The sequence below is a fragment of the Clostridium chromiireducens genome (genome assembly GCF_002029255.1).
Lineage (GTDB): Bacteria > Bacillota > Clostridia > Clostridiales > Clostridiaceae > Clostridium > Clostridium chromiireducens.
In genome coordinates this window covers 50,742-70,239 of sequence record NZ_MZGT01000027.1, presented here as the reverse complement: position 1 = coordinate 70,239, position 19,498 = coordinate 50,742, and the positions used below count along the sequence as shown (strand labels likewise).

Annotated in this window: 24 protein-coding genes; 19 read left to right on the top strand and 5 right to left on the bottom strand. The window is 28.9% G+C overall.

What is annotated here, in order from left to right; all coding sequences use genetic code 11:
• The 16 genes from CLCHR_RS11445 to CLCHR_RS11370 form a co-directional block, all read left to right on the top strand.
• On the top strand, nt 1-527 hold a 527-nt coding region (locus tag CLCHR_RS11445), incomplete at its 5' end, for a hypothetical protein (RefSeq protein ID WP_207652313.1).
• A 60-nt stretch (nt 528-587) separates the two neighbouring features.
• Complete coding sequence (locus CLCHR_RS11440) at nt 588-1,700, top strand: polysaccharide pyruvyl transferase family protein (RefSeq protein WP_079439935.1); 1,113 nt, start codon at nt 588-590, stop codon at nt 1,698-1,700.
• 18 nt (nt 1,701-1,718) lie between these two features.
• Nucleotides 1,719-3,251: a lipopolysaccharide biosynthesis protein gene (locus tag CLCHR_RS11435; RefSeq protein WP_079439934.1), complete on the top strand. Its 1,533-nt coding sequence runs from the start codon at nt 1,719-1,721 to the stop codon at nt 3,249-3,251.
• A 2-nt stretch (nt 3,252-3,253) separates the two neighbouring features.
• Nucleotides 3,254-4,408 carry a Coenzyme F420 hydrogenase/dehydrogenase, beta subunit C-terminal domain gene (locus tag CLCHR_RS11430; protein ID WP_079439933.1) on the top strand — a complete coding sequence of 385 codons (1,155 nt, stop codon included), beginning with the start codon at nt 3,254-3,256 and terminating at the stop codon, nt 4,406-4,408.
• 862 nt (nt 4,409-5,270) lie between these two features.
• Nucleotides 5,271-6,185 carry a glucose-1-phosphate thymidylyltransferase RfbA gene (gene rfbA, locus CLCHR_RS11425; RefSeq protein WP_079439932.1) on the top strand — a complete coding sequence of 305 codons (915 nt, stop codon included), beginning with the start codon at nt 5,271-5,273 and terminating at the stop codon, nt 6,183-6,185.
• Nucleotides 6,186-6,197: 12 nt separating this feature from the next.
• The gene (gene rfbC, locus CLCHR_RS11420; protein WP_079439931.1) at nt 6,198-6,773 is read left to right on the top strand and encodes a dTDP-4-dehydrorhamnose 3,5-epimerase; all 576 of its coding nucleotides are present in this window, start codon (nt 6,198-6,200) and stop codon (nt 6,771-6,773) included.
• A gap of 21 nt (nt 6,774-6,794) precedes the next feature.
• Complete coding sequence (gene rfbD / locus CLCHR_RS11415; RefSeq protein WP_079439930.1) at nt 6,795-7,676, top strand: dTDP-4-dehydrorhamnose reductase; 882 nt, start codon at nt 6,795-6,797, stop codon at nt 7,674-7,676.
• Between the two features lie 13 nt (nt 7,677-7,689).
• Entirely contained in the window at nt 7,690-8,763 is a 1,074-nt protein-coding gene (gene rfbB / locus CLCHR_RS11410; protein ID WP_079439929.1) for a dTDP-glucose 4,6-dehydratase, read from the top strand.
• A 163-nt stretch (nt 8,764-8,926) separates the two neighbouring features.
• The gene (locus CLCHR_RS11405; protein WP_079439928.1) at nt 8,927-9,202 is read left to right on the top strand and encodes a DUF4160 domain-containing protein; all 276 of its coding nucleotides are present in this window, start codon (nt 8,927-8,929) and stop codon (nt 9,200-9,202) included.
• 2 nt (nt 9,203-9,204) lie between these two features.
• Nucleotides 9,205-9,465 carry a DUF2442 domain-containing protein gene (locus tag CLCHR_RS11400; RefSeq protein WP_079439927.1) on the top strand — a complete coding sequence of 87 codons (261 nt, stop codon included), beginning with the start codon at nt 9,205-9,207 and terminating at the stop codon, nt 9,463-9,465.
• A gap of 222 nt (nt 9,466-9,687) precedes the next feature.
• The gene (locus CLCHR_RS11395; protein ID WP_079439926.1) at nt 9,688-10,227 is read left to right on the top strand and encodes a Uma2 family endonuclease; all 540 of its coding nucleotides are present in this window, start codon (nt 9,688-9,690) and stop codon (nt 10,225-10,227) included.
• A gap of 180 nt (nt 10,228-10,407) precedes the next feature.
• A complete protein-coding gene (gene mntA, locus CLCHR_RS11390; protein WP_079439925.1) occupies nt 10,408-10,809 on the top strand; it encodes a type VII toxin-antitoxin system MntA family adenylyltransferase antitoxin in 402 nt (133 codons plus the stop codon).
• Nucleotides 10,799-11,206, top strand: a complete 408-nt coding sequence (gene hepT / locus CLCHR_RS11385; RefSeq protein ID WP_079439924.1) for a type VII toxin-antitoxin system HepT family RNase toxin — start codon at nt 10,799-10,801, stop codon at nt 11,204-11,206. Before mntA ends, hepT begins: the two co-directional genes overlap by 11 nt.
• A gap of 174 nt (nt 11,207-11,380) precedes the next feature.
• The gene (locus CLCHR_RS11380) at nt 11,381-11,788 is read left to right on the top strand and encodes a nucleotidyltransferase substrate binding protein (protein WP_242966018.1); all 408 of its coding nucleotides are present in this window, start codon (nt 11,381-11,383) and stop codon (nt 11,786-11,788) included.
• A 1-nt stretch (nt 11,789) separates the two neighbouring features.
• A complete protein-coding gene (locus CLCHR_RS11375; protein ID WP_079439922.1) occupies nt 11,790-12,107 on the top strand; it encodes a nucleotidyltransferase domain-containing protein in 318 nt (105 codons plus the stop codon).
• Nucleotides 12,108-12,340: 233 nt separating this feature from the next.
• Nucleotides 12,341-12,895 (top strand): Uma2 family endonuclease, encoded by a 555-nt coding sequence (locus tag CLCHR_RS11370; protein ID WP_079439921.1) that lies wholly within the window; start codon nt 12,341-12,343, stop codon nt 12,893-12,895.
• Nucleotides 12,896-12,962: 67 nt separating this feature from the next.
• Here CLCHR_RS11370 and CLCHR_RS11365 read toward each other — a convergent pair whose 3' ends face one another.
• From CLCHR_RS11365 to CLCHR_RS11350, 4 genes are all read right to left on the bottom strand, one after another.
• On the bottom strand, nt 12,963-13,181 hold the full coding sequence (locus tag CLCHR_RS11365; protein ID WP_079439920.1) for a DUF2922 domain-containing protein: 219 nt from the start codon (nt 13,179-13,181) through the stop codon (nt 12,963-12,965).
• A gap of 50 nt (nt 13,182-13,231) precedes the next feature.
• Nucleotides 13,232-13,456 carry a DUF1659 domain-containing protein gene (locus CLCHR_RS11360; protein WP_079439919.1) on the bottom strand — a complete coding sequence of 75 codons (225 nt, stop codon included), beginning with the start codon at nt 13,454-13,456 and terminating at the stop codon, nt 13,232-13,234.
• Between the two features lie 95 nt (nt 13,457-13,551).
• Nucleotides 13,552-13,737 carry a YvrJ family protein gene (locus CLCHR_RS11355; protein WP_079439918.1) on the bottom strand — a complete coding sequence of 62 codons (186 nt, stop codon included), beginning with the start codon at nt 13,735-13,737 and terminating at the stop codon, nt 13,552-13,554.
• Nucleotides 13,719-14,309 (bottom strand): sigma-70 family RNA polymerase sigma factor, encoded by a 591-nt coding sequence (locus CLCHR_RS11350; protein ID WP_169896787.1) that lies wholly within the window; start codon nt 14,307-14,309, stop codon nt 13,719-13,721. The genes CLCHR_RS11355 and CLCHR_RS11350 overlap by 19 nt, the downstream gene beginning before the upstream one ends.
• 632 nt (nt 14,310-14,941) lie before the next feature.
• Between CLCHR_RS11350 and CLCHR_RS11345 the strand changes: the two genes are divergently transcribed.
• The 3 genes from CLCHR_RS11345 to CLCHR_RS11335 all read left to right on the top strand — a co-directional run bounded on the left by CLCHR_RS11345 (nt 14,942) and on the right by CLCHR_RS11335 (nt 17,699).
• Entirely contained in the window at nt 14,942-15,976 is a 1,035-nt protein-coding gene (locus CLCHR_RS11345) for a phage replisome organizer N-terminal domain-containing protein (protein ID WP_079439916.1), read from the top strand.
• A gap of 64 nt (nt 15,977-16,040) precedes the next feature.
• Entirely contained in the window at nt 16,041-16,946 is a 906-nt protein-coding gene (locus tag CLCHR_RS11340) for a GH25 family lysozyme (RefSeq protein ID WP_079439915.1), read from the top strand.
• Nucleotides 16,947-17,123: 177 nt separating this feature from the next.
• The gene (locus CLCHR_RS11335) at nt 17,124-17,699 is read left to right on the top strand and encodes a Uma2 family endonuclease (protein ID WP_079439914.1); all 576 of its coding nucleotides are present in this window, start codon (nt 17,124-17,126) and stop codon (nt 17,697-17,699) included.
• A gap of 50 nt (nt 17,700-17,749) precedes the next feature.
• Here CLCHR_RS11335 and CLCHR_RS25190 read toward each other — a convergent pair whose 3' ends face one another.
• The gene (locus CLCHR_RS25190) at nt 17,750-19,129 is read right to left on the bottom strand and encodes a tyrosine-protein kinase domain-containing protein (protein WP_079439913.1); all 1,380 of its coding nucleotides are present in this window, start codon (nt 19,127-19,129) and stop codon (nt 17,750-17,752) included.
• Nucleotides 19,130-19,498: the final 369 nt, after the last annotated feature.

Here is a 19,498-nt window from a genome sequence, read left to right as displayed (position 1 = left end):
TATTTATAGTAGCTATGATGAGCATAGGTATATATATGTATGACAATAATGAAAATATCAATAAATTTGTTAATACAAGAGTTATATCAAAATTTGAACAGTTTGGGTTAATTGAAAGAAATGTTACTTCATCAGATTCTAATGAAGAGAGAATCGCACTATATAAAACAGCACTTGATGTTGGAGATGGGTATAAATTAGGACGTGGAATAGGTAGTATAAAATCGTATGATGATCAATCTCTACCAAAACATTTTGGGATGAGTGAAATTTCTTTTAGAACTTATGAGGGAGGAATAGTATATTTATCCATACTAATAATAATTTTTTCACATTTTTTAAATAGGATATTTACAATAAAAGTTAAAAAAAATAAAATTACTAGCTTTATTATAATCAGTATTAATATAACTTTTATGGCTATATATACAATGATATTCAGACAACCTTTCTATTCTCTTGCATTGTCATTAATAATTTTTATATTTAGCCAACATTATAATCAAGAAGAAATTGCAAAATATTAATACGACTGTAATTGATATTGTTAATTTTACACTAGATACAAAGGAAAGGAAATGAATTAAATGAAAATAGCTATTTTGACTATGTCCAATGGTATTAATTACGGAAATAGACTGCAAAATTATGCAACTCAAAAGGTTTTAGAATCATTAGGATGCGAAGTGGAAACAATTAGAAACTTTACATCTCAAAAAATAGTAGACCCAAATACGATTAAAGAGAGAATTAAGGAGATATTATCTGATTTTTACTATAGAGTTCCGATCATAGAATTAAAAAAAATGAATTATGTTTTAAGGGAGAGGAAATTTAATGAATTTACAGAAAAATATGTTCAACAAACTAATTATATAATTACTAAAGATAGAATACCAAAAGGCATTGAAAAAATGTATGATTTTTTTGTATGTGGGAGTGATCAAGTGTGGAATCCTGAATTTGATATTAATTCGGAAATAGATTTTTTGACATTTGCTAATAAGGGACAAAAAATAGCTTATGCTCCAAGCTTTGGTGTAAGTGAATTACCCATGAAGTGTATTAATGACTATAAGAAATGGATTGGACAGATAGATTGTTTATCGATTAGAGAACAGGCGGGGGCAGATATTATTAAAGAATTAACAGGAAGAGATGCAGTAGTTCTAGTTGATCCAACATTAATGTTAACTAAAAATGAATGGTTGTTAATATCTAAAAAACCAAAATTGAAGTTGCCTAAAAAATACATATTAACATATTTTTTAGGTGATAAAAGTAAGTCAGCAGAAGAGAAGATTAATTATATTGCTAAAAAGAATAATTTAGATGTAATTAACTTTTTAGATTTTAGTAATAAGTATATATATAGTTTATCACCGCATGAATTTATTTGGTTATTTAATAAGTGTGAATTAGTTTATACTGATTCCTTCCATGGATCGGTTTTCTCTTTGATTATGAAAAAACCATTTATAGTTTTTGATAGACAAGATAATCATACATCGATGAATTCTAGACTAGATACTTTGTTATCATTATTTAAAATGGAATCTAGGCGAGAAGAAAATATTACTAATGATAACCAAATCTTTAATATTGACTTTACTAATGTAGATTCTATTTTAGAAGTTGAGAGGAGTAAAGCATTTATATATTTAAAGGATGCTTTGAAATTAAAAAATGATAAAAGGTAGTGGAGGATTCTTGTTAGTATGAAAATTAATCAATTAAAGGGTGGTGTAATACTATCTTACATCTCTATGGGAATAGGCAGTATCATATCAATTTTATATACTCCTGTAATGCTTAGGCTATTAGGACAAAGTGAATATGGACTTTATAATTTAGCGTTCTCTGTAGTAGGTTATCTAGGATTGTTGAATTTTGGATTTAACAGTGCTTATATGCGGTATTATAGTAGGTATAAGGTAAATGATGATGTAGAAAATATTGAAAAGGTAAATGGAATGTTCTTAATATTATTTTCTATAATAGGATTAATTGCTATATTAGCTGGAACTTTATTAATATTTAATATTGAAACTATATTTAAGAAGGGCCTTACACCTAATGAAATTAATACTGCTAGAATTCTTATGATGTTAATGGTACTTAATTTAGCAATATCTTTTCTAGGAAGTGTATTTACCTCAAACATGATAGCAAATGAAAAATATATTTTTCAAAAAATAGTTGATATTTTAGGGAAAGTGGTCAATCCATTTCTAATATTACCATTATTATTAATGGGATACAAATCTATAGCAATGATAATAATTACAACGATAATTACGATAATTACAAACTATATAAATGTATGGTATTGTCTCAAAAGGTTAGATATGAAGTTTAAATTCGATAAATTTAACTTTACCTTAATGAAGGAAATCTGGATTTTTTCATTTTATATTTTCTTAAATATGATTGTAGATCAAATCAATTGGAATGTAGATAAATTTATACTGGGAATTTTTAGGGGGACAGCTGGAGTTGCGGTCTATTCAATTGGTGCTCAACTTAACACATATTACTTGTCTTTGTCAACATCTATTTCCTCTGTTTTTGTTCCTAAAGTAAATAGAATGGTAGCCAGTGTTGATGACAATAAACAATTAACAGATTTGTTTACAAAGGTAGGTAGAATTCAATTCATTATGATGTTCTTTGTATTGTCAGTTTTTGTATTTTTTGGCGAATACTTTATAAGCTTTTGGGCGGGAAGTGGATATGAAAAAGCATATCTAATTGCTTTAATACTAATGACTCCAGTAACCATTCCGTTAATCCAGAATTTGGGGATAGAAATTCAAAGGGCTAAAAATATGCACAAATTTAGATCTATCGTGTATACAATTATTGCAATAGGCAACATTTTTCTAAGCATCCCTCTTTGTAAAGTATATGGAGAAATAGGTCCGTCTATAGGAACTGCTATTACACTTATTATAGGGAATGGTATTATTATGAACATTTATTATCATAAGATGGTAGGATTGGATATAAAATATTTCTGGAAGGAAATAGGCAAATTTATTCCCTCTTTTATTGTACCAGTCATGGTAGGTGTTTGGTTTAAGAGTGTCATCGGAATAGATAGTATGGCAATGTTCTTGGTAGGAGGAGTAGTTTATAGTATAATATTTATTCTATCAATTTGGTTTATTGGTATGAATGATTACGAAAAAGATTTATTAATAGGACCGTTAAATTTTATTAAGAGTAAAGTTTGTAAGAGGGTAAATTAGATATGATAGAAATAGTTGAAAAACAGAATTGTTGCGGATGTCATGCTTGTGCTAATGTATGTACTAAAAATTGTATTTCTATGAAGAGTGATAATGAAGGATTTTTGTATCCTATAACAGATAAGAATGTTTGTATTAATTGTAATTTATGTGAGAAGGTATGCCCTATAATTAATGTTCCTAAAAGAGAGGATGAAGTTATATTAGCATATGCTTGTAAAAATAAAGATAAGAAAGTACGAGAGGCTAGCTCATCAGGTGGATTATTTACATTATTATGTGAAGAAGTAATTAGCAACAAAGGAGCAGTCTTTGGGGTAGCATTTGATATGGGGCTTAGTGTCAGACATGTTTGTGCTGAGACAAGTGAGGAATGTGAACAATTTAGAGGATCTAAGTATGTACAAAGTAAAATAGGGCAAACATACAAAGAAGCAGAGAAATTTTTACAGGATGGAAAGATGGTTCTGTTTAGTGGAACACCATGTCAAATATCAGGATTGGATTCTTTCTTAAGGAAGAAATACGATCATCTTATTTTGGTTGATATAGCTTGTCATGGGGTACCAAGTCCTAAAGTATTCCGAAAATACCTTAATTCATTAAGATTAAGAAGAAATTCAGCAGTAAAAAAGATTTTGTTTAGAGATAAGAGTGCAAGTTGGAGTAAGTATAATTTAAAAGTATCTTTTGAAAATGGTAGAGAGTTAAAGGAATTAGCATGTGATAATATATATATGAAAGGATTTTTAAATGATATTTATTTAAGACCTTCTTGTTATGATTGCAAATTTAAAAAACCTCTCACATCAGCTGATATAACATTAGCTGACTATTGGGGAGTGAAGGATATACACCCTGGATTTGATGATGATAAAGGAGTATCTTTAGTTTTAGGGAATACGAAAAAAGGAAAATCTATGTTAGATAAAGTATCTAAAAACATGGAGATAATTGGAACAGATTTGGATTATGCGATACAGAATAATCCATACATTGTGACTCATGTTAAGTATAACAAGAAAAGAGATAAGTTCTTTGAAATGATAGAAAATGAAGAATTAGAATATTCAATATTAAAATGTATAACTCCTACATTTATAGAAAGAGTAAAAAGAAAAGTAAGAGCGACATTAAATAAATTGTTAACTCTCTAGTAGGCTCAGTCTATAAACATGCTATATTTTGTAGTATACTATATGCTAATAGCATGAAATTATTGTAATTAATAGGATTGAAAAATATATAATATGACTAATTTTAAAACTAGAACCTCAAAACTTCATTAACCTACTCTGATAATTAAGGAAATTTAGATACATGTATAAGATGAGGATGAACAAAATTATTTTTCTATGGCTACTAGTCAAACCCAAATAACATCAATTCTATCATTAATTTATATTATTAATAGTTTTGAGGAAATACAAGGAAGAATGGGCATTGATATTAGGAATTTGAAATTATTCACTCGGAGTGTATTTGCACATCTTTTATTTGTTAGAATTAGGAATATTATATTAAATAAAATCGGTATATGTACTAATATGCTTTTATATATCCTTTTAAATACATTAACTACCCTACTTTTAAATTGTATTTTTATGATGAATGAAACATTAAAATGTAAAAGGATACATTTGGATTTTAACTATTGTAATTGTACTTAGATATGCTATTTTTTCGCAAATAAGTCACAGTTCTTGACTAATATTTCAAAGCTATAAAAACTTCCATACACAGGTTTGACCCAAATTAAGGAATAGAAACTTCAGTCATACTGATGTCGGAAGCACTCCTAGGGGAAACAGAAATTGCCAGGTAAAGTCATTGTACTAAATGATAGTTTAGTGCAATGTTTTTGTATTTAGAATATACCGATTGGAGTGGTGCTCTGACTTCTGTTGTGAGAATTTTTTCTATTTAGGAAGATGATTACTTAGTTTGCCCAAATACCCTAGGAACCTAGAAAATTACCGAATAAATTATTAATCTAATAGTATAAGGGAGATAAAGATTATGAAAGGAATAATATTAGCAGGCGGTTCAGGTACCCGCCTATATCCAGTAACAAAAGCAATGTCAAAACAAATGGTTCCAATATATGATAAGCCAATGATTTATTATCCAATGTCAGTACTTATGCTTGCAGGCATAAGGGATATACTAATAATATCTACACCAAGAGATATTATTAATTTTAAAGAGCTTTTTAGAGATGGACAAGAATTAGGATTAAATGTTGAATATGCAGTTCAAGAAAATCCTAATGGACTTGCAGAAGCATTTATTATTGGCGAGGAATTTATCGGTGATGATAATGTAGCAATGGTACTTGGAGATAATATTTTTTATGGTCAAAGCTTTACAGAACATTTAAGACAAGCTGCTGGCTTAGAAAATGGAGCATACGTATTTGGTTATTATGTTCAGAATCCAAAAGCTTTTGGTGTAGTTGAATTTGATGATAATGGAAAGGTTATTTCATTAGAAGAAAAACCAGAAAAACCAAAATCTAAATATGCAGTGCCAGGGCTTTATTTTTATGATAATTCAGTAGTTAAAAAAGCTAAAGCATTAGAACCTTCACCAAGAGGGGAACTAGAAATAACGGATTTAAATAAAGTTTATATGGAAGAAGGCACATTAAAGGTTCAATTATTAGGTAGGGGAATGGCTTGGCTTGATACAGGAACTCATTCATCTATGCTTCAAGCTTCTAACTTTGTTGAAGCAGTTCAAAGTACTCAAGGAACATATATAGCGTGTCTTGAAGAAATTGCTTATAGAAAAGGATGGATAACATCAGAAGAGGTTATTGAACTTGCTAAACCATTAATGAAAACTGGATATGGGAAGTATTTAATGGATATAGTAGAGGAAATAGAAATTCAAAAAGCTAAGTCAGAAATTGCAGCAACTAAAAATATATAAGGAGATAATAAAATGGGGAATTTTAATTTTAATAAGACTAGTATAGATGGGGTTTATGTAATAGAGCCTAAAGTTTTTGGAGATAATAGAGGTTATTTTATGGAAACTTATAATAGAGAAGATTTCTTAGGTGCTGGTCTTAATATGAATTTTATTCAAGATAATGAATCTAGATCTAGTAAAGGAGTACTTAGAGGACTTCATTTTCAAAGAAAACATAGCCAAGGTAAGCTTGTTAGAGTGACTAAAGGTGAAGTTTTTGATGTATCAGTTGATTTAAGAACAGGTTCTTCTACTTATGGGAAGTGGGAAGGTGTTGTTTTAAGTGAAGAAAATAAAAAGCAATTTTATATTCCAGAAGGTTTTGCTCATGGATTTTTAGTACTTTCAGATGAAGCTGTATTTAACTATAAATGTACCGATTTTTATGCTCCAGAATATGATGGTGGAGTGATGTGGAATGATCCAGATATAAATATTAAATGGCCAATGGATGGAATAGAAAATATAATCTTATCTGAAAAGGATAAGAATCATCCAAATTTTAAAGATTTAGATTTAAGTAATTATGAAGATTTCAGATTGTAGAATTTCAAGGAGTATGGATTTATGAAAATATTAATAACTGGTTCAAGAGGTCAATTAGGAAATGAGCTTCTAGAGATAATAAAAAGTGGAAAAGCTGAAATAGGAGAAGTTTCGGAAGCTATAAAAAAATGTGAAGTTATAGCACTAGATGTGGATCAATTAGATATAACTAATCTAGAACAAGTTAAAAATAAGATAAATGATTTAAAACCTGATGTAGTAATTAACTGCGCAGCAGCAACAAATGTTGATGGATGTGAAAGTAATGAAGATTTTGCATTTAAAGTTAATTCAATTGGTCCAAGAAATTTAGCTATAGCAAGTTCAGAAATAGGTGCTAAGCTAGTTCAGGTATCAACGGATTATGTATTTAGTGGAGTTGGAAATAAGCCATTAACTGAATATGACTTAACAGCTCCTTATAGTGCCTATGGTAAAACTAAACTACTCGTAGAAAGCTATGTTAGAGAATTTTCTTCAAAGTATTTTATAGTAAGAACTGCTTGGCTTTATGGATACATAGGTCATAACTTTGTTTATACTATGAGAAGACTTGGGAAAGAAAAAGAAGCAATTACTGTTGTTAATGATCAAAGAGGTAACCCTACTCATGCTAATGATTTAGCTTATCATATATTAAAGTTAATACAAACAGAAGAATATGGAGTATATCATTGTACAGGTAAAGGAGAATGTACATGGTATGACTTTGCTAAAATGATAATTGAATTATCAGGTGAGAAATGTGAAGTTAAACCATGTACATCAGAAGAATATAAAACTCCAGCAAAAAGACCAGAATATTCATCTCTTGATAATATGATGCTAAGATGTACTGTTGGCGATGAAATGAGAGATTGGAAAGATGCAATAAAATCATTTATTAGTAAGTTAGATAAGTAAAGGAGTTATAGTAATGAAAACATATTTAGTTACAGGTGGAGCCGGATTTATAGGTTCAAACTTTATTTTATACATGTTAAATAAATATCAAGATATTAAAGTAATTAATTTGGATAAATTGACTTACGCAGGAAATCTAGAGAATCTTAAATCTATAGAAAAAGATGAAAGACATACATTTGTTCAAGGAGATATTTGTGATAAAGAATTAGTTTCAAGTATTTTTGAAGCTAATGATGTAGATTATGTTGTTCATTTTGCAGCAGAATCACATGTTGATAGAAGTATAAAAGAGCCAGAAATATTTGCTAAAACAAATGTACTTGGTACAGTTAATATGCTTAATTGTGCAAAAAATGCTTGGGAAACAGAAGATGGATTTAAAGAAGGCGTTAAATTCCTTCATGTATCAACAGATGAAGTATACGGATCTCTAGGAGCTGAAGGATTCTTTATGGAAACAACTCCAATAGATCCTCATAGTCCATATTCATCAAGTAAAGCAAGTTCGGATTTAATGGTTAAGGCTTACTATGATACTTATAAAATGCCAGTTAATATAACAAGATGCTCAAATAACTATGGCCCATTCCAATTTCCAGAAAAATTAATTCCGCTATTAATTAATAACTGTATGCTGCATAAAGAATTACCAGTGTATGGTGATGGTATGAATATAAGAGATTGGCTTTTTGTAGAAGATCATGCAAAAGCTATTGATATGGTTATTAATGGCGGAAGACTTGGTGAGGTCTATAATGTTGGTGGTCATAACGAAAGAACTAATATACAAATTGTTAAAACAGTTATTTCTTATATAAATGAAAATGTAGATAAAGATGTAACAGAAAATTTAATCAAATACGTTGAAGATAGAAAAGGTCATGACAGAAGATATGGAATAGCTCCAGATAAAATAAAAGAAGAGCTAGGATGGTATCCTGAAACTACTTTTGAAGTAGGAATTAAGAAGACTATAAAGTGGTATTTAGATAATTCAGAATGGATGAAAAATGTAACTTCTGGGGATTATCAAAAGTATTATGAGAAGATGTACACAGATAAAAAAAGCGCGAAGCGCAATTAAGAACATTTCACAGATAAAGACCTGGGAAGCACCCCTGGGGGAAACAGGATTTTCCAAGTACAAGCCTTGCACTAAATGAAAGTTTAGTGCAATTTTGTGTTTATCAAAAGTATTTTATGGGATATAATATAATTACTTATATTGATGAATGGAGTTGGGAGATATGTCACCAATTATATCTACTTTTTTTGGGATAATAGTTAGACTTCAATTTGAATTAGTTGGTAAACATCATCTGCCACTTGTTCATGCAGAATATCAAGAATATGAGATATCTATTGATTTTGAAGGAGATGTATTGGCGGGTACGTTCCCTAAAAAGCAACTAAAAGTATTGCAAGCATGGGTGGAACTTCACAAAGATGAATTACAGGCTAATTGGAAAGTGTATCAAGAAGAAGGAACTTGGTTTAAAATTGATCCAATAGGAAAAATATAGATATGAATAAAGATGTATATGATTCTAATGTTAAACTTAATATTCCAGTTAAAGTAATTCCGCTAGAAAATTATCATTTATATATAGAATATGAGGATGGTAAGACTATCAATTTTGATATGAATAGTTTTTTAAATCACCCACTATTTAAACCATTGAAAGAAAAAGCTTTTTTTGATTTAGTACAAATTAATGGATCATCTATTTCATGGCCTAATGATATAGATATATGTGCTGATTCGTTGTATGAATTTATCAAATAGCAACCTCAGCTATTCGGACCTCGGAAGCATCCCTCAGGGGAAACAAAAATTACAAAGTACAAGCGTTGCACTAAATGATTATTTAGTGTAATTTCTGTTTTAATGAAATAATTAATATGACTAATAAAAAAACATATCTGTTTTTTTGTTTCATTACAATATAATTTAGGCTATAATAAAAATATATTAGTATATAATTTATTAGATAAGGAGCTGATATAAATGCATATAGAAGAAAATAAAATGTTTACTTTAGAAGAATATGAGAAGTTACAACATAAATATAAATATAATCTAGAGTTCATAAATGGAGATGTTGTTCTTCATCCTAAAACATCTGTTAAACATAATGAGATAGTAAATAATATTCAATTTAAACTTATGAGCTACTTAGCTAATAGTAAATGTAAAGTATATACTGAGCAAATAGAATTAAAATTTCATAATGATAAGGATACGATAAATGTATTTCCTGATGTATTTGTAATGTGTGAAGATGCAAATAAAGTTGGAGAAAGCTTCGTATCTCCACCAAAGATAATATTTGAAGTGGTTTCTCCCAATTATTCAGGACACGATTATATTACCAAACTTCAAATATATCAAAGGTATGGAGTTCTAGAATACGTGATAGTTGAGCAGACCGGAGAGATGATTCAGTATAATCTAGTAGATGGAGTATTTAAACCTTCTATAAATGAGTATTACTCTAGTAATATTTTTGAAGGATTATTTATTACAACTGAAGAAATTTTAAAATAGTAGCAACTTCACTCACAAGATCCCCCGGAAGCACCCATGGGGGAAACAAAAATCACCAAGTACAAGCAATGCACTAAATGAAAGCTTAGTGCAATTTTTTTGTTTAATAAAGGTATGTTGTGGGATATAATAGAAGTAAGATGAGAAAAGAGATTGGAATATTTTGTAGGAGGGTTAAATTTGGAGAGTCAATTAAATAAAGCTATTGAAATATTAAGGAAAGAATTTAATCCAATAGTAATATATTTATTCGGTTCGGCTGCTAAGAATAGGCTTAGGGAAGATAGTGATATTGATATTGCTTTTTTAACTGATAATGATGTAGATTCTTATGAATGCTTTATGAAAGCACAGGAATTAGCTGATATTTTTAATAGAGAAGTAGATTTGATAAATTTAAATACATCTTCAACTGTATTTAAAGCTCAAGTAGTAGGTACAGGGAAAAGAATATATTGCACGGATGAGACTAAGCGTATGTATTTCGAAATGAGAGTTTTAAAGTCTTATGCGATGCTAAATGAAGAGCGTGAAGTTATTTTAAAAAAGATTAAGGAAAGAGGAACTGTCTATGGGAAATGATGTTATCTTCAATAAGATTGAAACTATCGAAAGATGTATAAATAGAATTAAAGAAGTATATGACAATAACCCAGATAATTTAAATGATTATACAAAGCAGGATTCTATAATTTTAAATATACAAAGAGCATGTGAAGCAGCTATAGACTTAGCAATGCATATTATATCGGAGAAAAATTTAGGTATACCCCAAAATAGTAGAGATTCTTTTGAAGTGCTCAATTCTAATAATATAATAGATGACAAACTAAATGGAAGAATGAAGTCAATGGTTGGATTTAGAAATATAGCAGTTCATGATTATAAAGCATTAAATATGAAAGTGGTGCAAGCCATTATTGAGAATCATTTAAAAGATTTTAGTGATTACATTTATGCCATAAATAAGCTATTATAACAACAAGCTTGGTTATAGCAAGTCAGTCGCAAGATCCTGACTAATACCCCTGAGGTCAAAAAATTTAAAAGTATAAGTGTTGCACTAAATGAAAGCTTAGTGCAATTTTTTGTTTTAAGAAAATATTATATAGGATATAATATTATATGATATTGGTAGAGTGGAGGATTAATGATGGATAAAAGATTGAATGAAAAGTTAAATGACTTTGGAAAGGCTTTATTAAGACTAAGTGAAGCTATAGATGAAAGTAAAAATAATTCTAAATCATCAACTCTAAAAGATGGAGTAATACAAAGATTTGAATTTTGTTATGAAATATGTTGGAAATTAATAAAATATTATTTGGAAAATGAAGGAATCCAAGAAGCAAAAAGCCCTAAAAGTACATTTAGAGAAGGTTTTAAAATCGGAATTATTGAAGATGGTGAAGATTGGATTGATATGTTAAATGATAGAAATCTAACTTCTCATGTATATGATGAAGAGGTAGCTCTTGATATATATGAGAAAATAATTTCAAAATATTTTAGGCAAATGAATGATATGTATATATTACTTAAATCAAAGGTAGTTGATTAGCATGTTTGGATTAAAAGAACATATTATAATTAATATAAAGAGTGTTTTATTTAAGTACGATGAAATTGAGAAGGCTTTAATTTTTGGCTCAAGATCCAGGGGTGATTATAAAAAGACATCAGATATAGATCTAGCTATTTTTGCACATAATATGAATAGCACCAGATTAAATTTATTAAGAAATGATTTAGAAGAGCTTGATATTATATATACTGTTGATGTAGTTGATTTCTATAAAATATCTAAAGAAGAATTAAAAAATAACATAATATGTGATGGAATAGTCATTTTTGATAGAGATGATATTGTGCGTCTGTAGCAAGTCACTCGCAAGCTTCTGACTAATACCTCGGAGGGTCTAATAATTTACAAGTAGCAACCTCAGCCCTTCGGCCCTCGGAAGCACCCATGGGGGAAACAAAAATTACCAAGTACAAGCATTGCACTAAATGAAAGTTTAGTGCATTTTTGTTTTAAGCGAATAGTATTTAGGATATAATAATATTTATAGAAGGATAATTTGGAAAAATTTTTAAACGGGGGATGATTTCAATGCAAGTGCAAAATAATATATTTATATCTTTGGATGAATTTGATAAAATACAAGCCAATTATGATGGTAAAGCTGAATACTATAATGGTCAAATATTATTTAGCTCAAGAACATCAATGGCCCATAATAGAATTGTTATGGGAATATCATCCACACTATATAACTTTTTTAAAGGAAGTAAATGTACACCATATTCTGAGCAAATAGAAGTTATATTTAAAAATGAAAGTGAAATATATAAGTTTTTACCAGATATATTCGTAATGTGTGAGGATGCCAGTAAAAAAGGTGAGAGTTTTATATCAGCACCCAAAATAATATTTGAAGTTGTGTCCCCAGAGTATTCAGACCACGATTACTTTATAAAAGCTAATATATATCAAAGGTTTGGGGTTCTTGAATATAATATAGTTGAACAAAACGGAATGATTACACAATATTCATTAATAGATGGGGCATATAGGACACCTAAAGTATTAAATAATAAAGATATTTATGTAAGTTCAGTATTTCCAGATTTAAGAATTGAATTAAAGGATATATTTGAATTTTAGTCAGTTTTGTACTCAGCAGCAACATCAAAAAAACCTCGTTACGACTAAGCAACGAGGTTTTTAAAATTTAAGCTACATCAATTTTAGTAATATTTCTCTCTGTTATTTGAGCTCCGGATTTTTTTATTAAAGCTCCAGAGGCAGCAAAGAAGATATTCTTCTGAATTATTGTATCCATTAAGGAATTTACCTCAGTAGGTGTAAGATCAGGTTTAACTCCGTTGATGCTGAAATTAGTTTTTAAGCCACCATCAGTTATAAAAGTCATTGCTAAAATATATTCCATAATTTAAAACCTCCTAAAATTAAATTTTTATTATTTGTTTTTAGAATATCTTACATTTGATCAAGATTTGATGATTCATTTAATAAAATAGATCCAGTAGCAGCAGATAAAACACTTTTTATAGCCTGAGCCACTGCATATGCATTTTCAGGCACCACATCAGTTCGTACATTAGAAAAATTCTTCTTACTAAATTTTGGGTCTCCCGCAAGATCTACTCCACTTTGAACCTCGATGCTTAAAGATGTAGTTGCAATTTGTTTTATTACAGCCATATTTCTTACCTCCTAAATTTTATTCTCATATTTTATATACAGAAAAATTGATTTATATAAAGGGATATTTTAAAACTTTTTTATTATCATGAATTTTAAGTGGTACTGTCAGAAGTAGTATCGATAACTACACCTAATTTTGTAGAAATTATGGTATTTAATTTTTGTATGGAAGATGAAAGGCTAGAGAGTTGTTTTTCTAGACGAAAAAGTAAATAAGCACAGACTGCTATAGGAAATCCTGCATTAGTAATTAGACTCATCATATCGTTAATCCCCATAATTCATTACCTCCAATAATATAAGTTTTTAATTTCTTTAAGACTTTTTTCTTTCTCTTTGAAGCAGTGACATAAGATATATTTTCATGATGCGCATAATTAGTAAGAGTATTTTTATTAAAAAATACAAAGTTTATTAAATGCTTTTCAGAATCGCTTAAATCATTTTTTATTGCAGACAATAATTTAAGATGTTGATATTCAAGTATAATGCTGTCATTTTCCATGTCATGACATAACGATGCATTACATTCAATGTCATCACTTAGAGAGAAGAGTCCATCGATATCTTTTCGCTTATCATCGATATTCAGTAAAGTACATAAACGATTTTTTATAGAATTTGTAGCATAGCCGACAAAACGATGGCTATCTAGTTTATATTGAGATATGCAGTTAATCAGAGTTAAGAAACATTCATTTTGGATATCAGACTTTTCATAACCATGAATAAATGTCTTTTTAGACAAAGAATTTATAAATGGAGTAAATTCTTTAATTAAATTCTCTTTTGATATTAAATCACCATATTTAGTTTTAGCAACTAATTCCTCAATATAATCATAATTCACATATGATCCCTCCCAAAATTTACTTGTCATAAGGAATATACAGTAAAAAACATTTTTATAAACACCTGGAAAAAAATTTTCTTAGAAAATTTGAATATCTTTCAATTTTTTTGGATATATTGTGTTCATATTTCGCCCCTGTAATCTAAAAAATGTCTTGAAGAAAGTATACATCATAAAATATTTAATGCAAGAAATTAATTTCAAAAAATTACCAAAAAATTTGTTGACATGAGGGGAAGTAAAGGTATAATTAAATCAATGGTGATGCGCAAATGTTGTTGCTAAAATTTTAGGGGGATAGGATTATGATAAAATTAGAAGAAAACTATTATAAATTTGCTTCTGAAAATTTTTAAGAAGCATACGATGTCTATTTAACATCAAAATAAGTGAATATTTTTAGACATAATCTATTTGTAAACGATAACTAATTAGTGTGTAATAAATTAATTTGCATTGGAGAAGGGAATATGGTTGAAAGAGATTTGAAATGCATTTATGGGAATGAAATTTGTATTATATTAGGTATAAATATACAATCACCTCAAAAAAGAAATTTCCCAGTATAATATCAATGTTATAGCTAGACTTGTGTGCAATTAACTAAAAATAAATGAGGGGATGTATTTATGAAGGGGATAGAGTGGATTAAATTAAAAACTGCTATGTGCGAAGATGAAACTATGAGATTAATTGATTCTATGGAACGTTATAGAGACGTTGCCAATTATGTATGGATAAGATTGCTTTTACAAGCAGGCAAAGTTAATGATAATGGGTTAATATATTTAAAAAAAGGTGTGCCATATACTAAGGAGATGCTGTCTATATTATTTAATAGACCATTAGAAATTATAGAAAAGGTTCTAGAAATTCTAGAATCTTTTAAACTTATTGAGATATATGAAAATAATGTGATAAAAATACGTAATTGGGAGAAACATCAAAATATTGAGGGAATGAAAAAAGTAAGAGAAGGAAGTCGAAGTAGAGTTAAAAATTTTAGAGAAAGAAAGAAAAAAGAAAATGAGATCTTGAAGGAAGGTACGAGTAGTGATGAAGCTTGTAATAATGCAGTAGATGAAAGCAGTAGCAGTGAAAAAACAAATAAAAATAAAAAGTGTAACGCAAATGTAACGCTGCAGAAAGAGAAGAGAGAAGAAGATAAAAGAACTAAGAAAAAGAATATAGATAATAAAGAGATTAGAGAAGAAAGACTAAATGATGTTATCTGCATTAAAGAAAATGATACAAGCTCAGATGATATGCTTTCAAAGGAAGAAGCTCTCTCTTCGTCTGATGATGAAGTGAAAATGAATAGCCTCAAGATTATAAAAACTTTAGAAGAAAATAAAATCTCCATAAGGGGAATGAATCTAAGCTGGGTAACAAAGGCTTTGGGTACTCATGATGAAGAATATATAAAAATGGCTATGGAAGAAGCTATAGAAAGAGATAAGCTTGATATAAATTATATTAATGGCATTCTTAAGAATTGGCTTAGGGAAGGATATCCTAAAACTTATGAGGAAATGGAATTTAATAATTGCAGTACTGGTAATTCATATGCTAGAAGGGAAAAACCAAGACTTAGATTTATTAACTTTGAGGCAAGAAAATATGATTATGATGACTTAGAGAAGAAGCTTCTAGGATGGACATAAGATAATTGAGGTAAATATTGACTTGAAATTTTGATGAATGTGCCTAAATAGGGAGGATTGGGAAATGGAATATATTAAAGGTATAGATATATCAAATAATAATGGAGAGATTGATTTTAAGAAAGTTGCAACGGATAATGTAGAGTTCGTTTATATGAAGGCGAGTGAAGGTAAGACTTTTCAAGATAGCATGATGGAAAGCTTTTATAATTCTTGCAAAAGCAATGGACTAAAGGTTGGTGCGTACCATTTCCTGGTTGGATCAAGCTATCCTGAAGCACAGGCAGAAAACTTTTATAGGAAGATTAAAGAGTATGAGTGGGATCTAATACCTATATTGGATATCGAGAGAGAATTCTATGGATTATGTGATTATGTAGTAAGATTTATAGATGCCTTTAAAAAATTATGTCCTTTGCAGCTAGGCATTTATTCTTACACAGGATTTATAGGTAATATGAAGAGCATACAAAATACCATAAAAGATTATCCTTTCTGGGAAGCAAATTATAATAATGTTCCTTGGAACCTGCCTTCGAATTTCTTTAATAATAAAGTAGGACATCAATTTACTGAAACCGGAAATATAGTAGGAATAGATGGGAAAGTAGATGTGAATTCATTTAATGAAGGCATTTTGCTTAAAAACAATTCCTATTTAGAAACATGGATAAATGATAAAAATAAATGGAGGTATAAACATAAGGATGGAACATGCACTAAGGGCGCATGGGAATTTATAGACGGGAAATGGTACTATTTTAATGAAGAGGGTATAATGCAGACAGGATGGATTAAGGTAGATCATAAATGGTATCATTTAGATAATAATGGAGCTATGGAAACGGGATGGATAAAGGATGCAGGAAAGGATTATTGCTTGTATTCAAATGGTGAAATGATTCATGATTGTATTATTTATGGATATAAATTTGATTGTAGTGGGATAGCTGCAAAAGCAAGTCAGTAGCAAGCTCCTGAGTTCTCAAAATTTACAAGTACAATGTTTTTTGAAGATAACAGGTAAGATTGATTAAATCAATGAAATCTTATCTGTTTTTTGTTTTAAGAAGATTAAATGTAGGTTATAATTAAATTATTAAATGATTTTATGATATGATTATTGTATATACGAGGAGATGATAGTATGGAATCCAATAAATTAGAAAAATCATTGTTAAAAGAAGAGTGGATTAACAATATAAAATATATGTCGCCAAGGCCTAGATATAATCATATAGAGTTACAAGGAGAATTATATTTACAATTAAAAAGTTATTTCAAAAAATCATGTAATGTTTCAATTGAAGCAGCTTTATTTTTAACTAAAGAAGATCCGACTATTATTAAATCTGATAAAAATAGCGTTGATAATTTGATAAAATCAAAAAAAGCTGAGGTGGCTCCAGATATTGCAGTTTATTGTGATAAAAATCAAATTTTTTATAGGGGTTATATAGGAATTCCACAATTAGTTATAGAAGTTTTAAGTCCATCGAATCCGGATGATGATCTTATTCCTAAAAAAGATCTATATGAGGAATATGGAGTGCCTGAATATTGGATTGTATCGCCAATGAGTAAAAAAATATGGATATATTCATTGATAAATAATAAATATGAATTAAAGCATAGTTGTACATTAAATGAGAAATTTAAAGCCATAAGATTTGAAAATTTAGAAATAGATTTATCAGAAGTCGAACTAATAGAGGAAGAATAGAAGTCAGTCGCAAGATCGCGACTGATTTTCTATCATATATCCAATTCCATTTAACCTAGCAGACTTTTGATAGTATTACTGCTGGAACTATGACTGCTATAATAATATGTATCCTTATTATACTCAGTTCTATGCAGCACAGTTCCAATTACTAAGCCGTTGATTTTTGTTAATAGGCTCTTGGTTTCTAATACTGATTTAGCATTTGTTACGCCGGAGCGTATTACAACTAAAGTGCAGTCTACTTTTGTTGATAAAATTTGGGCATCAGTAACTGCTTGGACAGGTGGGCTGTCTAGCAGGATTATATCGAAGTTTTTCTTTAATTCAGTTAGTATATTATCCATTTCTTGAGATGCTAACATACTTGCTGGTTTTCCGGTAAATTTTCCAGAAGACATTAAGTAAAGGTTTTCGTTATGCTTTTGAATTACCTTATCTAAAGATTCTTTTTTGAGTATAACATCAGATAAACCAGAGGTATTAGGTATATTAAATTTTTGATGCAGAGAAGGTTTTCTAAGATCACAGTCTACTATTATTACCTTGTTATCGTTTTCTGCAAAAGATAAAGCTAAGTTTCCGGCTACTGTTGATTTTCCTTCTTGCAATTTGGAACTTGTAATTAATATGGTTTTAATATTTTTTTCTGATTCGGAATATAGGATATTAGTTATTAGCGTCCTATAAGCTTCTGCCACAATAGATTTTGGCTTTTGCTCTACTATAAGCGTTATATGATTTTTCGTTTTTCGTATCTTAGTGTCATCGGGGATTAGGCCAAAAGTCGGCAGCTGGACAATTCTTTCTAATTTCTCTTTGTTTTTAAATGTATAATCAAGAAGTTCTATTAAAAAAATAATTCCAATGCTTATCATAAGGCCGAGCATAAATCCAATGGCAACATACATTTTTTTCTTTGAACTAGTTAAAGTTTCTGAGATTACAACATCTTCTATCACTTTTACTATGCCATTAGGGATGAGTTCCTGTGTTTCTTTAATGAATTCATTAGTTATCGCAGAAACTGTATCTTTCGCTAAGGACTTATTTAGATTTTTATATTTTATTTCTAGTATTTGAGTATTTGCCATTGGAACTGTTGTAAGAGAACTAAGTACAGCTGATGATTGTGAGTCTAGGTCGTATCTATTTAGTGCTCTTGAAACTAAAGTGTTAGTTTTTATTAATTCCGAATAGGTTTTTAATAATTTTTGATACATTTCTACATCATTATTATTATATTTCTCTTCGATTCCAGTTTCCTTGCCTACAAAGACTTTAGTAGAAGCTTCATATTGAGGTTTAACTATATAAAAACTATATAAGATAGATATCGCTGTTGTTATAAGTGGCAAAATAATTACTAATTTCCATTTCTTTTTAAGTATTTGAAAAATTTCTTCAATAGATATTGTTTCTGAATCCATCTAATCCCCCCAGTGAGTAATATACGAAGATAAAGTAAAATAGAGTATAGTTTAAAAGAAAAAGAAATGATGCGCAAAACTATGATATCCTTCCACAATAATTTAATAGAATCAACAGAATATAGTAAATGTAATTTTATTATAAATTAATACAATTTATAATATATTATGTAATAAATTACATATAAATTCATATTACCATTAAATAACCAAATATTCAAATTATTTTTACAATAATCTGAATTTGTATTTTAAGAAGCTTTTAGAATTGAGAAGAATGAAGATATTCTTATTTCGTTTATAAATTCAATATTGCTATGTGATAAAAAAATAAAGGATATACACATTAATAATCCTCAAGGGTTTAAA

Excerpts from the sequence above, each read along its gene's own strand:
- CLCHR_RS11440 (WP_079439935.1), top strand. The coding sequence starts at position 588 with ATGAAAATAGCTATTTTGACTATGTCCAATGGTATTAATTACGGAAAT.
- CLCHR_RS11435 (WP_079439934.1), top strand. The coding sequence starts at position 1,719 with ATGAAAATTAATCAATTAAAGGGTGGTGTAATACTATCTTACATCTCT.
- CLCHR_RS11430 (WP_079439933.1), top strand. The coding sequence starts at position 3,254 with ATGATAGAAATAGTTGAAAAACAGAATTGTTGCGGATGTCATGCTTGT.
- rfbA (WP_079439932.1), top strand. The coding sequence starts at position 5,271 with ATGAAAGGAATAATATTAGCAGGCGGTTCAGGTACCCGCCTATATCCA.
- rfbC (WP_079439931.1), top strand. The coding sequence starts at position 6,198 with ATGGGGAATTTTAATTTTAATAAGACTAGTATAGATGGGGTTTATGTA.
- rfbD (WP_079439930.1), top strand. The coding sequence starts at position 6,795 with ATGAAAATATTAATAACTGGTTCAAGAGGTCAATTAGGAAATGAGCTT.
- rfbB (WP_079439929.1), top strand. The coding sequence starts at position 7,690 with ATGAAAACATATTTAGTTACAGGTGGAGCCGGATTTATAGGTTCAAAC.
- CLCHR_RS11405 (WP_079439928.1), top strand. The coding sequence starts at position 8,927 with ATGTCACCAATTATATCTACTTTTTTTGGGATAATAGTTAGACTTCAA.
- CLCHR_RS11400 (WP_079439927.1), top strand. The coding sequence starts at position 9,205 with ATGAATAAAGATGTATATGATTCTAATGTTAAACTTAATATTCCAGTT.
- CLCHR_RS11395 (WP_079439926.1), top strand. The coding sequence starts at position 9,688 with ATGCATATAGAAGAAAATAAAATGTTTACTTTAGAAGAATATGAGAAG.
- hepT (WP_079439924.1), top strand. The coding sequence starts at position 10,799 with ATGGGAAATGATGTTATCTTCAATAAGATTGAAACTATCGAAAGATGT.
- CLCHR_RS11380 (WP_242966018.1), top strand. The coding sequence starts at position 11,381 with ATGGATAAAAGATTGAATGAAAAGTTAAATGACTTTGGAAAGGCTTTA.
- CLCHR_RS11375 (WP_079439922.1), top strand. The coding sequence starts at position 11,790 with ATGTTTGGATTAAAAGAACATATTATAATTAATATAAAGAGTGTTTTA.
- CLCHR_RS11370 (WP_079439921.1), top strand. The coding sequence starts at position 12,341 with ATGCAAGTGCAAAATAATATATTTATATCTTTGGATGAATTTGATAAA.
- CLCHR_RS11365 (WP_079439920.1), bottom strand. The coding sequence starts at position 13,181 with ATGGAATATATTTTAGCAATGACTTTTATAACTGATGGTGGCTTAAAA.
- CLCHR_RS11360 (WP_079439919.1), bottom strand. The coding sequence starts at position 13,456 with ATGGCTGTAATAAAACAAATTGCAACTACATCTTTAAGCATCGAGGTT.
- CLCHR_RS11355 (WP_079439918.1), bottom strand. The coding sequence starts at position 13,737 with ATGGGGATTAACGATATGATGAGTCTAATTACTAATGCAGGATTTCCT.
- CLCHR_RS11345 (WP_079439916.1), top strand. The coding sequence starts at position 14,942 with ATGAAGGGGATAGAGTGGATTAAATTAAAAACTGCTATGTGCGAAGAT.
- CLCHR_RS11340 (WP_079439915.1), top strand. The coding sequence starts at position 16,041 with ATGGAATATATTAAAGGTATAGATATATCAAATAATAATGGAGAGATT.
- CLCHR_RS11335 (WP_079439914.1), top strand. The coding sequence starts at position 17,124 with ATGGAATCCAATAAATTAGAAAAATCATTGTTAAAAGAAGAGTGGATT.
- CLCHR_RS25190 (WP_079439913.1), bottom strand. The coding sequence starts at position 19,129 with ATGGATTCAGAAACAATATCTATTGAAGAAATTTTTCAAATACTTAAA.